Source organism: Nostoc sp. 'Peltigera membranacea cyanobiont' 213 (assembly GCF_002245975.1).
Classification (GTDB): Bacteria; Cyanobacteriota; Cyanobacteriia; order Cyanobacteriales; family Nostocaceae; genus Nostoc.
The window spans coordinates 1-14,803 of the sequence record NZ_NOLI01000173.1; the positions used below are offsets into that span (position 1 = coordinate 1).

The window sequence follows — 14,803 nt, forward strand, 5'->3', positions numbered from 1 at the left end:
TCTTTCTCGTGCGCTCCTCTGCCCCTTTCCTCTCCTGCTCCCCCTGCTTTTCTAAGATACTGGCGTAATAGACCGTTAACAAAACTCGTAAGTCCAGAAAAACCGTTTTCTTTAGCGAGTTGGACGGTAGTATTAACAGCAGCTGAGGCGGGAATACGCTCTTGATAGCGCAGCTGGTAAAAACCTAGATGTAAGATGGTACGAAGGTCTTGTGGTTGTTGGTGAGATTTCTTTTTGGCGAATTGATCGATGAGAGTATCAAGAGTGCGCTGCCTTCTGACACTGCCATAAATTAACTCTGTCACCAAGCGGCGATCGCGATCGGGCAAATTAACTTTTTGCAGCACTCTATCTAGGGCAACATCAGCATAAGCCCCCTTATGAACATCTCGCAGGGCGATAAAAGCTAGTTGACGGGGGTTTGTCATGGAAACAAGAATCAGGAGTCAGGAGGCTTTTGTATTCTAACTCCCAACTCTTTACTAATTCGTAATTGTCGCGTTTAATTCTCCCTTACCCTTATTTCAATACCTTAGCCAAAAAAGAACTCTTCTACCCCCCAGAACGGTTACGATATAAATTTTGTGGAATTATAACAGATGTCACAAAATGAGCGAGTTTACAGTTATTATGTTATCTGCAAATACTACAGACATTTGTCTAAAAAGGTAATATATTAACTATTTCTGGAAACTTTAAAACCATTTTTTCATAAGCTTCTCTTGCTGCCTCTCGTACCTCAACATTACTGTCTCGCAAAGCTTCAATTAGTTGTTCTGTGGCTCTGGAATCTCCAATTTGTCCTAATGCCCATACAGACTCTCTACGAATACCTGCATCATTGTTTTTCAAGGCTAGGATTAATACATCTACAGCTTTTAACATAAAAAGTAGAAATGCCACTGTTCGTTGAATTGTTGCATCGCTACTTTCTAAAGCATCTATAAAATAGTCTATTTCGTTATTTTCTACTTCAATTATCCCTTCTTGATACAAAGAGAGTTTACTTTTTGGTCGAGTTTGCCAATATTCCTTCTGCAACTGTTTAATACTAACTCCTATTTTCTGACAATCATCTTCTTGATAAATAAGTTTTGAGACTAGCTGTTTAATATCTGAATCTTCACTATTAATGCCTATTCTTTGAATTAAATGTGCTAAAAATTCCGACATTTTCGGATTTCTAAATTTAATTAAGCCTGTGACCATTCGACTTATTGATTCCCAAGATGGCTGGCTTAATAAATCTTTTATCTCAGAACCATCAAAGTGAGATGAATTATATTTATACCAAATTTGAAGACCTTCATTCTTTGTCTTTTTAGATAGATACCAAATTGAGCATACATAGTCATTTTTTTCATTATATTCTGCTAGAGTCAGCATCATATTTGTCAAGCTGGTGTAATACATCTCACAAACCCAAAATCCATCACACCACCAACCAAACTCTATCCAGTATATTTTTCCTTCTTTACTAACTATAATATAACCTTGGTCTGGTTCAGGACTAATAAATATCTTCAAAGAGTTTGGGTAAAAATCATTTGGATAGTTCCACCTATTTTCTTCTGTACCTGGTTGATATTCTACTGATATCTCTTGTAGAGGAAGAAATGTAAACCCATCAAAAATCCAGTCATATTCACCAATATCATTCGACCTAGAGCCATTTCTCCATTTATATAGCTCACGAACTTCTTTTGGTAAGTGAATTGGCCAATCTTGAGTTATCTGGTTTATCTCAGCATCCGAAAGGCCAGGTTGTAATAGTGATACTTGTGATGGAAAAAGTTTTTGTTCCAATCTTAGTATTCTTTCTAAGCATTGAGTTAGTAATGACATAGCAGTAATCTATAATTGCTGTTTCGAATAGAATATAAAATGTACTAGTATATTAGATTATTTTGCCAGTTTTGCCAAAATTTTTGTAGGCTCTTATTTTGGCAAAGGTATTGTTGTTTATAGTTGGTTTTATTTCAATTGTATTTAAATCTCCGACTGGAACAAATACGCTTGAGTTAAGAATTTTTAGTACTGATTTTTGACCTGTAGAGACGCGAAATTTCGCGTCTCTACCAAGGATTTTGGGCTTAACTGAACAGTATTGCGACCGGAAGTGTCTTTAATTACGAATTACGTTAGCGTAGCGGTAGCAAGTCCGCGTACCCTTACGGAAAAGCAAGCTACGCGCAGCGTTTCGTAGAGAGCCTCATTAGAAATTACGAATTAATTTTAACTTCCCTTTCAAGTCATATACGGGTCTACACTGGCAATTTCAAACTCACATGCTCTAGAAACCTGTTCTGCTGGTAATTTACCAAAGCTGATTAATGGTAAATAAGTAGGGTTTGCCATCAGTTCTTTTGCCAATAAGAATCCAGTAATTGTCCAAGTTTGATATTTTCTAGCTTGTTTCCCAATTAGTCGCCCTTTCTTACCGTCGTAATATTCTGGCCATTGATCTGTACTGAGCCGTCCTTGGGCAGTTTCAATAGCCTTTTGTGCAAGACTTATTTTGTTAGTTTTCACAGCCGCAGCTGCCAACATCCACATTAAAACTGGCCAACTACCAGCATTATGATACGACCAGGGGATATTTTTGGGGTCACATCCAGTTACAATTCTGTATTCTTCATGCTCTAAAGCTGGGAAACAAATTTTCATCGGCATATCTCCCACCAAATCATCCCATCGTTTCTCAATGAGAGTCATAATCGCTTGTGACTGTTCTTCGGTGGCTAAGTCGGAAATAATCGCCATTAAGTTTCCGAGTGAAAAGAAGCGAGTATCTAGCTGCGACGGCCCGACATTACCTGCTAAATAACCACCTTTTTTTGGCAGCCACTTATCTAATTCATAATAGGGAACAGAATCTACATATATGTTGAACAGATTAACAGCACCCTTGCCATATTCTTCACTTTTGAAGCGATAAATTTCATTCAGGCGATTAATATCTATCCAATAATGCTGGCGAATATGAGCGCATAAAAGAGGCAATCGGTTATCAATGGCTGCAACAATATCAGAATTACCTTGGCAAATTAGTAGTTCGCGAGATGCACGCAATGCGGTGTAAAACAGAACTTGCAGTTCTAAAGGATGCCCATAAATGCCCATCCGACGGTCAATCATACAAGCACCATCTGGAACCAACAGTGTTGGGTACATATCAAAACGATTCGCCAAGCAGATTTCCATGATTAACCTGATACCATTTTGGAATTCAGGTTCATAAGCTAAAGAAAAATCTTCTGTAGCGACTACATAAGCACGCAATAAAATAATCCACCATAAACAAGAATCTACTGGTGTAACTCTAGCGATCGCATGTTCGCCAAAGTCTGCTTCTAGATATTCTTGCCCATTCTCCGAAACAACTTTGAAGCTAGCTGGTATTAATCCTCGTCCCGGCTTGTAAGCGTCTAATGCTTTTTCTTTAGGCTGTAACTTTAAGGTTTCTTCTAAGAAATTACGAACAATATCTGTTCTACCTTTGATCAGAAAAATTAGACCGGAAGAAACAAAATCCCGAACAAAGCACTGGTCATAATTGAGTGCCTCTACAGATGAATCATAAGCAGCTACCGTACCAACGGGGCGACCTTGATAGTAGAGAACTGATTTTTCTAGCGTTTGCCATGCTTCTTCCACTTCTTTTAAATTTTCAGTAGTTTCCAATTCGTTTGGGTGCATCGCCAGAATAACTCCATTCGGGTTGTGAATTTGTGGTAGATGCGGATTCATTTCTTATTTTTGCTATTCTCAGCATAACAAAAACGATTCCTTGAATAGCAAATATAATTTGGAGAAAATTAATCAACTAACAAGGAATAAATCTGCTGACATTTATGCAGTTTTATTGCTAGTTAATTTATTTATAATCGATTCCTCTTTTGGTGAATTATAGTTGTTCTCCACCGCAAGTAGTAATATGATTATTAAAACAGTCACACAAGATATATTTTTAGATTATTTCTTGTTCTGTTTCATGCCCAGAATCTTTGCTTTACCAAACCAAAATATATCTTCAGTGCTGTTTAGAGTTTGTGTGAAGTTAAAACTGGTTACAGTATATTTGCTTGAGCAGAATTAGTTTTTGACACTAAGAGATCGGATTATTCCCCTATATCATCATAATTTATAACTTTTTTTCAGAATATGCAAGATAGACACTTTAAAAAGTGAAGATTTCAATCCTTCTGAAGAGTTATATATTTTACCCTGCTGAACACTTGTAAGCGCTTAACTGCTCCTGGAATTGTTTATAAGCTTGATTAATTGCTTGCATTGAAGCTTTTGCAATGTCTACGACGGGCTAGGCGCAGAATTGTTAGCATTAGGATAATATTGCTCTGGAGTGGCTTGCTCTTTCGCGTAACTTTCGTAGCGCATCCTGTGATAATTGATTTTGGTCTAAGGGACTTCCAAATGAAAAAATACTCAACTACTTATTGTGGGGTGGGCATCTTTGCCCGCCCTATTGAACTGGGCGGGCAAGATGCCCACCCCACAAGATTGGATAATTTATTTGTTGGAAGTCCCTAAAGTCCCATAGGTTTATCTGAGTAGCCTTATTACCCAGAGCGTAGACTAATTAATACTGTTGCGTCTTCGTAAAAATTACTTAAGCCTTTAATTTTTCTTTCAATATAGGATTACTATTTGATTTTTGAACAAAATTAGATATTGTAGGGTTCGTTACGAACTTCGTTCTAATACACCACTCCTTAACGATTTGGTGCGTTACGCTCCGCTAACACAACGCCAGTGACGCTCCTCTGTCGCTACCGCTCAAGTCGGGAAATCCGCCCACACGACTGGCTCCTCTACGTATATTTTCAAAATTCAAACCGGATTCCTATACTACATTAGACATCTCCGAAAAAGAATGTAGAGACGTAGCACTGCTACGCCTCTACAAGGGTTCTGGGTAATGCATATTTAATTTCTGGAGATGTCTATTAGAAAAGTCTCAGTACAATATTTCATTAATTTGTAGAGAAACTAAGTTAGGCAAAACTCTGGGTTACTCCGCTTTGACTTTGCGTTTAAAATATTCTTATTTTACGCAAAACTTACTTTATCCAAAACTAATAACTGGGTTTTATTTATCTGGCAAAAGCCCTAAAATTTTGGCAGATAAATAAAACCAAATTACAGATTATAGATAAAATTTAAAAAGTAAAACTAATGTCACACAAAGGTTTTAGCGTCAAGAATAGTGTTGTGAAAAAATAGACAAAGTTGAGCTAAGGTTACTCAGAGAAAATCGGTTCTGCTGCAATATCATCTAAATGGGTGCTGCCTAGCAAATTCTGCCACTCTGTTTGCAGTGCTGCATCTTTAGGATTTTTCTGGTGTAGTTGAGCCAGTGTGGTCAGTGCGTCATACCAGATCCCGTTTTGGGCATAAATAGCATAGCGCTTTAGAAGTTCTGTTGTTTGTAGTTCTTTGACTATGGCGGGATTGAGTTCGACTCTTGTTATTACCCCTTCGACAAAAGTCGGGGGAGAATTCTTTTCTTGGTCACAGTTAATGGTGAAAAACCAGCGATATTGTTTGTTTATTTCCAAAGCAGGAGCAGTGGTAGGTAGAGAAACACGGATGACTCCTGGTTTTTCTGGTAGAGCGATCGCTTTTTTATAAATCTCGTTAGAGTCCCGATCTTGCAGCACAAATTCAACTGCATAGGGCAAGTCTTTGGTATATGGCACATAGAAAAACCAACTTGGGTGTTCTACGGTTGTCTTTCCCCAGACATTGATTACTGAGTTAGCTTTAGTAAAGGACACTAAAGCAGTCAGGTCATGTTTGGTAATTGGACATCCACCTATGCTGCGCTTCGCTCCACCACGAACGCGACCTCCCGGAGGGGGGCCGGGTGGAAGTGCAGGTTGATTATAGGTTGTGGCTTGAGCAAGGATCGTTTTAGCATCAGAGGGATGCCTGCGGAGGGCTGCGCCTACGCTAGGTGAAGAAACAAGAGTTGATTCCGCCACTACTGGAGTCAGGCTAACTAGTAAACTGGTGCAGCTAAAAACTACTAATATAAACAGTTTTATCGGTTGTGAATTTGACTTCATAAAAACCCTTCCTCAACTATGTAAGCCTTGTAGATTTATCTGCTGGTTATCCAAAAATTTAATCAAAAAAATCTTTATCTATTTCCCATTCCCTATTTACCACTTTTCACCCGCACTTTTGTTGCTGAATTATAAATTGACATCAGGCTAACTGTGGCTACCAGCGATAAAATCGATGGGATAAATGGTACCCAAGCACCCGAAATTAACAGACTAAAGCAGACTATATAAAGAACACCAGAGGTAATACTGACTCCCAATGCCAACCAAGGCAAGGAAAGCTTTTGCCAAGCCCAAACTCCCCCTATCAAAGACCAACCCCAAATCCAGACCACCTCAAACCACAGCGACCAAACCCGCAGTAACGGCCGCCCATCCTGCACAGCACTGAGGATCTGGCTAATCATCTGGGCTTGTACTAACACTCCTGGCATTTGCTCATCTAAAGGAGCGCCATAAGGTGTAGCCCAGGTGTCTTGAGAATCCCCTTTTGCTGTCACACCAATCAAAATAATTTTGTCTTTAATCGCACTGGGGTTAATTGGACTAGCTAAAAATTGGGTTAGCTTCACCTGTTGGGCTATCTGTTTTGAAGAACGGTAATTAAGTAAGGTTTGACCGCCATTAGCATCGATATCGTGATAGCCGCCAGAGCGAGACTTCAGACTCGGAAAAATAGTTTTACCGAGTTGCAAATTCCCTTCAGGGGTAAACTTTGGTTGAATTCCTGAAGGGCGCAGATACAAGGAGGCTAGTTGTAGACTGAATGCAAAGGTAGCAGGACACAACGATGTCGGCTCCTGGTTCATGAACAGGAGATGGCGACGGATAACTCCATCAGGATCGTGAATAAAGTCACTGAATCCCAGATTTGTTTCGGGGATTTCTGGTGGCGGCTTAATACCTGTGATATTTGCTGTGCCATCACTTCCTTTACATACGCCAACCAAATTCGGAGTTTGTTGAAGACGAGTAATTAAATCTGGTTGTTTGGCTGGAAAATCACGGTAAATATCCAAGCCGATCGCACGGGGGTGGTACTGATTCAGTTTTGCCAGGACTTTATTGAGAGATTTTTCGGAAATGGAAGCTCCAATTAACGACTCATTATTTTGTCTTTGAATTGCTAGATCGCCATCATCAATTGTGATTACTAGCAGACGCGAATCTAGGTTCTCTGTTGGGCGCGATCGCACCATCTGGTCAAAAATGGAAATTTCTAGACTTTCCAGCCAACCCACCCATCTCACCCCAAAAACCAAGCCTGTAATCGCCAAACTGGATAACAAGGTTGTCGTTAATCTGCGTCTGGTAGACAAAGCTAAATTCGGTTTCTCTTCAGGTTTTGTTGTAGACCATAATTTATCCCAAGTGGGTGGTGTCTGGGCTGGATTTTGGCAAATCATTGGTAGCCAAGTTGCACAGGGAAATCGATCTTCAAGTCCTTGCAATCGTTCTCGCGCTTGGCGTACCGCTTGATATAAAGACTCGCCACCAGCAAAGCCTTGGAGAAAATACTTTAAGAATTCCTTGGCAACCTGGTCTGGAATCGGTTCGCGCATGACAATCATCTGAGGTATTTGCAAATCAGCTAATTCTCGTGCTAATCCCAATCCATCACAAGAGTTGAATATAGCTAGTTGCAAACCATTTTCAATGGCTTTCCTCAGAGCGTACTTTAATTCGCCAATGGTCAGACTATCAGTTTTATTCAGATAAATTCGTCCGCTTTCTCCATTTTTGTTACTAGAACTGTGGCCTGCAAAAAAGAGAATATCCCAGTTTTTTCCCCAAAGAAGCTCAGTTAATTCTTTACGTTGTGGTTCTACCAGAAAACTGACATCTGCGTTACGACACTGTTGCAGTAAAGCTCGATCTGCCTGGGTGTCAATCCCCTGACTATTGCCTACAATTGCCAAAATATTGACTAATGGATTTAAAGTGCGTGGCTTGTGAATGCGATCGTAAGATGGTGAGGAAAGGGCGATTTCAGCCTTGGGGTAGCGTTCTAACAAATCCCACAAATGCCAGGGTAATAGCTGCAATTGGCTATTTTCTGTTTGCAAAATCACTCGCACTTCTTCGGTGGACAACAATCTTTCTAACCATTTTTCTCTCAAAGGGCGAAACTCTTCTGCTCGCAACCAGGTATTAAAGCGGGCCCGCAAGATATGGGAAGTGTTTTCGCAGTCTTGAATCATCGATACATTTGTCACCTGCATTTTGTCTGCATGGAGGCGATAACGATTGCCTATCTGCCGATAACTAGACTGCCAATGACTGTAATAGAGCGGCATTTCAGGAAATGAAGGTAGCTTCCCCGTGATTTCTGTTGTAGCCCGCTCCTGTTCTTCACCAATTTGGAGGGTGACAGCAAACCCTTGCTCAAAACTACCCTCTCCGAATTTCAGAACTACTAACTTACCCATGACTGTCGCTATCTCCCTGTGCAAAATCATGCCCTGTATCTAATGCCCGATCGCAAACTAAACAAGCATTCACAGACTTTTTTAAAACCCTCCAAAACCCGCCTTAAATTTTTAATTTTTAATTTTTAATTAACCAATTACCACTTAATAAATTACCGACAAACAAGGAAGATAGCTAGATGTTTCAAATTCTAAAATGTTCGGTAATGCTATTATCATTTATTGCTACTTTAACGCTAAATTGCTCTGTAGGTTCGCCACGAAACTGCAACTGAATGTAGTTGTCTAATTTTCTCGATTGAGCGTCTAGAAATACTTCTCCCGAACTATCTAGAACAGTGAGATGAACTCCGGGCGGTAGGTAGATTTGATTCCCAGTGGCGTGCAATTGGAGATGAATACTAGTTTGTCGATCCTTTTCGGGGCTGATTTCCACAATCAACATGACAGGTTGGTTCAGAATTTGGATACCCAAATCAATCAGTTTTGCGCGTTTAGTAATTGATTCTGGTCTATTGAGGGCATTAAGTTCCACAGTTTCAGTACTGCGAAAGGTATAAGCTGGTCTGAGTTCCGGCACATTCCACAGGGATTCAATAGTCTGCCAACCTGCTTCAAATATACCAGCAAACCACTGACTTAAATTGACGAGTGAACTAACTGAGGATTGGCGCAGCCGATCCAGGTGGTCGATAAAGGCTTCTAATGGTTGCAGTTGTTCTAATGGCAATGTTTCAGTTGCGACACTAGGAATAAAACCAAGCAGCTTGGCTTCTTGGAGCGATTCATCAAATTGAACTACTAAATAACCCACCCGTTCTTCCCAAGTTTCTGGAGGAATGGAACATATCTGCTGATGCAGATGGACGGGGCGACATTCCAGACGACCAACTGAGGGCACTGCTAAGTCAGCTACATTTCCACAAAGGCGCATAATGGAGTTCCAGCTGTCGCTAGCTTGGAGGTCAGTAGGAATATCCATCATTTCCAAGTAGTCATTCACCACCCATACAGCTAGCGTATTCAGCCGAACTTGCTCTGCTTTTTCATAATTTGGCTGTTGGTTAGCAAATTCTTGGGCAGTTCTACGAGCTGATTGGGAAATCGGCAATTTTAAAGCGAAATCGTCTAGCTGATAAGTGTAGTTACTCATAAGTCAGTCTCTAGTGATCGATGCTGCTATGTACATATCATCTACATTCAATAAATTTATGCCACAAAATAAGAATTAGGAAATTGGGAATGGGCAATGGGGAAATTTAGCAATGCCCAATACTCAATTCGCAAATTACAACCAGTTGCCAATTAGTACATAGGCAGACCAAAAGCTTGGTGCTTTGTAGTTAGGATGTTTTAGCAGTTTTAGCTGGGCACGGTGGACAGCTTCGGCTTTGGAGATTTTGCCAGTGTTGAGTTCTTGATAGAAGGCACCAACAAACATTGCTGTCGATTCATCATCAATCTGCCACAGGGAAGCTATGGTACTGCGTGCGCCAGCCCGTACAGCTGCTCCTGCTAGACCAAGTGTTGCACGGGTGTCTCCTGCTGCTGTCTGGCAAGCACTCAAAACTAATAGCTCTACTATGGTTTTTCCCTGACTGCGAAAGAGAGTATCAAAATCTTTAACATTAATCTGACCATCAAAATCCAAAATAAAAGTGTCTTCAAGGCGGGAACTAAACTGACCGTGAGTTGCTAAATGCACTATGTTGAATGAAGCGACACTAATTTGACTTTCTAAATTCTTTTTCTTAAAATCTCCATCTATTAGGCTAGTTGTTGAGACTCCTGCTTTGGTAATGCCGTTAAATTCAGATTTGATTGCTAGTAACGGTGCAAATTTGGAAAAACCCGGTGGCGGCTTAGTCAATCCTGCGGTTAGCGCTCTTAGCTGCTGTTTTACCAATGGTTTAGGGTCGAGGAGTTGCAGCCCCACACTCAGGGCAATTGCATATTTCTCTACCAAATATTTCTCACCATCATAGAGGGCTGCCATTGGTAAATTGCGTAAGGGGCCATCTAGGACAAACACTAGGGTATCTACTTTACTTTTTTGCAATTGTGATTCAATGGGTTGAAGCAGCCAGTTGTAAACTTGATGCGCCTGAATTTGAATGATTTTGGTAGCGGTGGGATTGACAAGATTTTTTCGCAGGTCTACTAAGAGTTCTTCTACTGCTGTGCGAGAAATGGGAGTAGTGTAGCTTTGCAGAGGTTGTTTGGGAATTTTGACAATTACCTGGAGTTCGTTTTCAAGAATAATCGGATAAAGGATGGCAGCCGTGGGATTATCTTTGTCTACTACTCGATCGAGGGCTACTTTCTGACCTTGTAGGCAAGCTTCCTGGAAGAAGTCGTCCAATTCTGCTAGTTGGAGTGCTTCAATCCGTTGGCGGGCTTTCTCTAAGATTTTTTGATCTGATTTTCCTTCTTGAGATTTCAGCAGTAACTCTACTGACTCTCGGTAGACGGGTTCTACACTGTCCCGGAAGTTGAATTGCAGATCCTGGTTTGCTACATCTTTATTGACTACTAAATCTTTGCGGAGAGACTGGAGAGTTTCCACAGCAGCATCATAGGCTGCGATCGCACCATTAATATCTTTTTGTACCCGCAGCAATCTACCTAACTGCCACTCCAAGGTATAGGTAATTTCTGGTGCATTGCTGCTCTGTGCCAAAGCTAACCCTTGCCGGGTAAGGTCTTGCGCTTCTGACCATTGTCCAGTTTCTTCGTACAAGCCGCCTAAACTCTTTAATGCATAGGCTTCTGCCCGCTTGTCATTTAAATTGCGAGATTTCTGAATGGCGCTGGCAAGTAATACTGCTGACTCGTGAGTGCTGAGTCCCAAGTAATAGTTTTGGCTCGATGCTTGCAGTACTCCACTCTTGACTTTCGCCATACTTTGTGAAAAGTTGACGAGAGCATAAATACTAGCACGGCTAGGGGGGAGTTGGTTGAGTTGTGATTCAATCAACGGCAAGAGACTTTGCAGTTGTGCCCATCGTTTATCTTCAATGAGTAGACTGAGGTGATTGAGTTGTGCTTGAACTTTTATTAAGGGTGGGGGAGATGCTGCAACGGTTTGTTGATAATAAGCGATCGCCTGTAGCTTATTCTGTTGTTGACGGGCATGATTCCCCAGACTGAACAGACTGGCGGCAATATCAGCGCTTGAGTGCAGATGTTGAGCAATCATCAGACTTTCTTCTAACGCCTGACGTGATTTTTTCAAATCGCCCGCTACCAAAAGGGTATCACCGAGCGATCGCAAACTCACTGTCTTTTCTCTAGAGTCTGGTTGAGATTTTAATGTCTGACTGACGCGATCGAGTGTTTTGATTGCGCGGGGGTAAAATCCTTGGGTTCGCCACGCCTGTGCTTGATTGATTAGCGATCGCACCACACCGCTTTGATTATCTGCTTGCCGATAAATTTCTTCTGTACGCTGCCAAGTTGCTAAAGCTTCTTCGGCCTGTCCCATTCTCAGTTGAAGACGACCTTGAATATCTAGTGCTTGAGCAAATATTTGCAGATTTTGGTTTTCATCCTGTCCTTTGAGCAAATTCAAGCTCTCTGCAATTGCCTGTTGTGCCTGACTCCATTCACCAAGTTGCTGGTAAGCTAGGGAAAGATTACTCAGTGTCACTGCCAGCTTGATGCTTTCCCCTTGCTGCTTGTATACTTGGACAGCCTGTTGTAACATTTCTATTGCCTTGGCAAAGTTTCCTGCATCGTATAAAACTTTGCCTTGCTGGAGTAGTGAGTCAGGGTCAGCGATCGCAGCTAGCGACGTAAGGCTATTAATTGGTAGTTGAAATGAGGAATTAATTGAACTAGGAACCCTTGCCAGGACGGGTGAACCAAGGATGCATAGCAAAGCCATCAGGAAGTATAAAGGCAAACGTAAAAAGTGAGCGGACGGGTTCTTCTTCCAATGTCCAGGCTGCTTTTGCCTTTTAACTTTTACAGAATTCGCGGCAACAATCCTAGTTGTTTTAGTCATAAGCATGACAATAGATAAATGATAACCAGGAACGCACAGGATTTACTGTAAGTGTTTGGGCTACTAGGGTAATGTTACCATTCCCATCCATTACTCATGCATGAGCTTTTGCGATCGCTCTACTCTACTGCTGCAAAACCCAACGACGAAACAGTTCTACCATAATCCGCCAACTTCCCTGAGTTTCTTCAACAACATCATGACGCTTCAAAGTATTCAGCGCTTCCTGTAAATCATGGTCATTCATACCTGTAGATTCAGCTAAGGCATCTAAACTTAGCCCTTCTGGGTGAGGTGCAAGCACTTGTACAATTGCTTGTTGACCCTCAGCACCCCGCGCCGCCTGACCCCAAACGCCATCAAAGTAGTAGCGTCCCCGTTTGAAAAACTCAGGGTCATTGATAACTGCTTCCACATCTTCTATTGTGAAAACTGGGTCACGCGATCGCCCTTGCTCAAAAACAAAGTCATTGTAGCCGCGCACTAGCTGAAAACCCAGTAGTTGCACTAAATATGGTTGACCGTGTGTCAAAGCATAAATTTCATCTAAAGCTTCCGGGATGTAGTCGAGGGGGAAGTCTTCATTACCTGGGTTAGCGAGAATTTGGCGAGTAGCTGCACGTTCTTGAAAGCCTACATGAATAGGAATGACGCTAGCAAAAAAGGGTTGAAAATAATCTGCTGTCATCTCTTCTAAAGTGTGCAAACCAGCAAAGGCAAAGGCGATTTTAGAACTCATTTGTACTAAACCCCGCAGAGAACCCATAAAGTCGATAGGGATTTTTTTCGCTTCAATTAAATCTTCAATTTTCTCGAATTCGTCTAAGGCAATGATTAACCCACCATCTAGCTGTGCTTCCACCTGTTTTAAATAGCGTTTAAAAGTCGGATAGGGAAGATTTAGTAAATCAGCGTCAGCTGGTGGTGGAAGTTTTACAGTTTGAGAAATTTCATCACAAATTAACATCAGCACTTCACCCACACCTTGGCGGCTATCTCCCAAAAGTAGCAAGTTGACATAAGCTAGCTGTATTTGTGAGCCTAGACAGTTAGCAGTGTTAAGCAGAATAGAAGTTTTGCCCATGCGCCTGTGACCGTAGAGAACTATAGACTGGAGTTGATTACCTATTACCCAGAGTTCTTCTAACTGTCTGATGATATCTTCTCGCCCAACAAAGAGATGACCTTGAACCGGGTCGCCTACAACATAAGGATTAACCACAGGCTTGGTGATGGAAATTTCTCCCACTTCACCAGCGATTTGTAAAAGGCTTTCTTTCCAAGTTTCAGCGATATCTATAATTAACCCTTGCTCTGCTTGCGGCAAGGTATGAGCTTGATTTAGGATATTTGTCAGTTCGCCTAATGCTCGATTAAGAGCGAAAGACCTGGCTGAACGTGAGACGCTGCGATTAACAAACTGCACATCCTCAACAACTCGACGCAGACTAGCAAGGACTTTCCAAGTAATTGGACGTAAAAGCGGTTCCTGTGGAAAAGGAGGAACTTGGATAGCAGCAATAGAGGCTGGTTTTTCAGCTTTCTCAAACGCCGCTAAAGTTTGGGCAAGGGTAAACATTTCCTCGCCGTAAAGTAGAGAACGTACTATGGTAAAAGCCTCTATTGCTCTCGCTGGTTCTTTTTCATGCAGATGCCAAAAACCAGCAGCAGCAGCACGAGCAGGAGTATCTAAACGAGTGTCTGTGTTAAAGCGAGCCTGTAAACCTTCTCCCCAAGAACGAGGCAAGAAAAAGAACCAAGGGAAGGAAAAGAAATCTTTGATAAACGTTGACTTTAGGGTTTCTTCTAAAGAAGCTGAGGCAAAACGTACTGCACTCCAATCAAAGGGATTTGCCGCCAGTCGAGAGACAGTCCAAATAAGTTGCTCTGAGGGTATTTTGGCAAGTACTCTATTAACTGCTTGGACAACAGGAATGAATTGTAAGGTATATGCCAGCAGTTGATTAGTATTATGTAAACCTGTTTCCCAATCATTTTGCAACCAATTTTCCAAGCGCCAAACAAGACTAGGAAGGGGAAGCAAAGTGATGCGGGGAAGTAGCCAACTACTGTTTTGAATTGTTCGCAAGTTTAAAGGTAAGCCAATAAGCCAAGTTTCTGGACGCAGTACCGCCACACCGAACGCCACACCTACCGCCACGCCTCCCGCCACACCGAACGCCACGCCTCCCGCCACACCGAACGCCACACCGAACGTCACGCCTACCGCCACACCGAACGTCACGCCTACCGCCACGCCTCCCGCCACACCGAACGCC

Annotated in this window: 8 protein-coding genes; all 8 read right to left on the reverse strand. The window is 41.8% G+C overall.

Annotation, left to right across the window (positions count from 1 at the left end; all coding sequences use genetic code 11):
- The coding region (locus CDG77_RS30040; RefSeq protein ID WP_317615946.1) for a transcription antitermination factor NusB at nt 1-428 on the reverse strand (428 nt) is incomplete at its 3' end.
- A 232-nt stretch (nt 429-660) separates the two neighbouring features.
- Nucleotides 661-1,806 carry a HEAT repeat domain-containing protein gene (locus CDG77_RS30045; protein ID WP_190234104.1) on the reverse strand — a complete coding sequence of 382 codons (1,146 nt, stop codon included), beginning with the start codon at nt 1,804-1,806 and terminating at the stop codon, nt 661-663.
- A gap of 441 nt (nt 1,807-2,247) precedes the next feature.
- Nucleotides 2,248-3,699 (reverse strand): glycoside hydrolase 100 family protein, encoded by a 1,452-nt coding sequence (locus CDG77_RS30050; protein WP_094332909.1) that lies wholly within the window; start codon nt 3,697-3,699, stop codon nt 2,248-2,250.
- A gap of 1,562 nt (nt 3,700-5,261) precedes the next feature.
- The gene (locus tag CDG77_RS30055; protein ID WP_094332904.1) at nt 5,262-6,089 is read right to left on the reverse strand and encodes a DUF928 domain-containing protein; all 828 of its coding nucleotides are present in this window, start codon (nt 6,087-6,089) and stop codon (nt 5,262-5,264) included.
- A 92-nt stretch (nt 6,090-6,181) separates the two neighbouring features.
- Entirely contained in the window at nt 6,182-8,518 is a 2,337-nt protein-coding gene (locus CDG77_RS30060; protein WP_094332905.1) for a CHASE2 domain-containing protein, read from the reverse strand.
- Between the two features lie 184 nt (nt 8,519-8,702).
- The gene (locus CDG77_RS30065; RefSeq protein WP_094332906.1) at nt 8,703-9,671 is read right to left on the reverse strand and encodes a DUF1822 family protein; all 969 of its coding nucleotides are present in this window, start codon (nt 9,669-9,671) and stop codon (nt 8,703-8,705) included.
- Between the two features lie 135 nt (nt 9,672-9,806).
- Nucleotides 9,807-12,530 (reverse strand): CHAT domain-containing protein, encoded by a 2,724-nt coding sequence (locus CDG77_RS30070; protein ID WP_094332907.1) that lies wholly within the window; start codon nt 12,528-12,530, stop codon nt 9,807-9,809.
- A gap of 118 nt (nt 12,531-12,648) precedes the next feature.
- Nucleotides 12,649-14,803: ATP-binding protein (locus CDG77_RS36985; protein WP_190234105.1), on the reverse strand; the 2,155-nt coding region annotated here is incomplete at its 5' end.

What these genes read in the sequence shown, in the direction of transcription:
- CDG77_RS30055 (WP_094332904.1), bottom strand. Translation starts at nt 6,089, where the DNA reads ATGAAGTCAAATTCACAACCGATAAAACTGTTTATATTAGTAGTTTTT.
- CDG77_RS30060 (WP_094332905.1), bottom strand. Translation starts at nt 8,518, where the DNA reads ATGGGTAAGTTAGTAGTTCTGAAATTCGGAGAGGGTAGTTTTGAGCAA.
- CDG77_RS30070 (WP_094332907.1), bottom strand. Translation starts at nt 12,530, where the DNA reads ATGCTTATGACTAAAACAACTAGGATTGTTGCCGCGAATTCTGTAAAA.
- CDG77_RS30065 (WP_094332906.1), bottom strand. Translation starts at nt 9,671, where the DNA reads ATGAGTAACTACACTTATCAGCTAGACGATTTCGCTTTAAAATTGCCG.
- CDG77_RS30050 (WP_094332909.1), bottom strand. Translation starts at nt 3,699, where the DNA reads ATGCACCCAAACGAATTGGAAACTACTGAAAATTTAAAAGAAGTGGAA.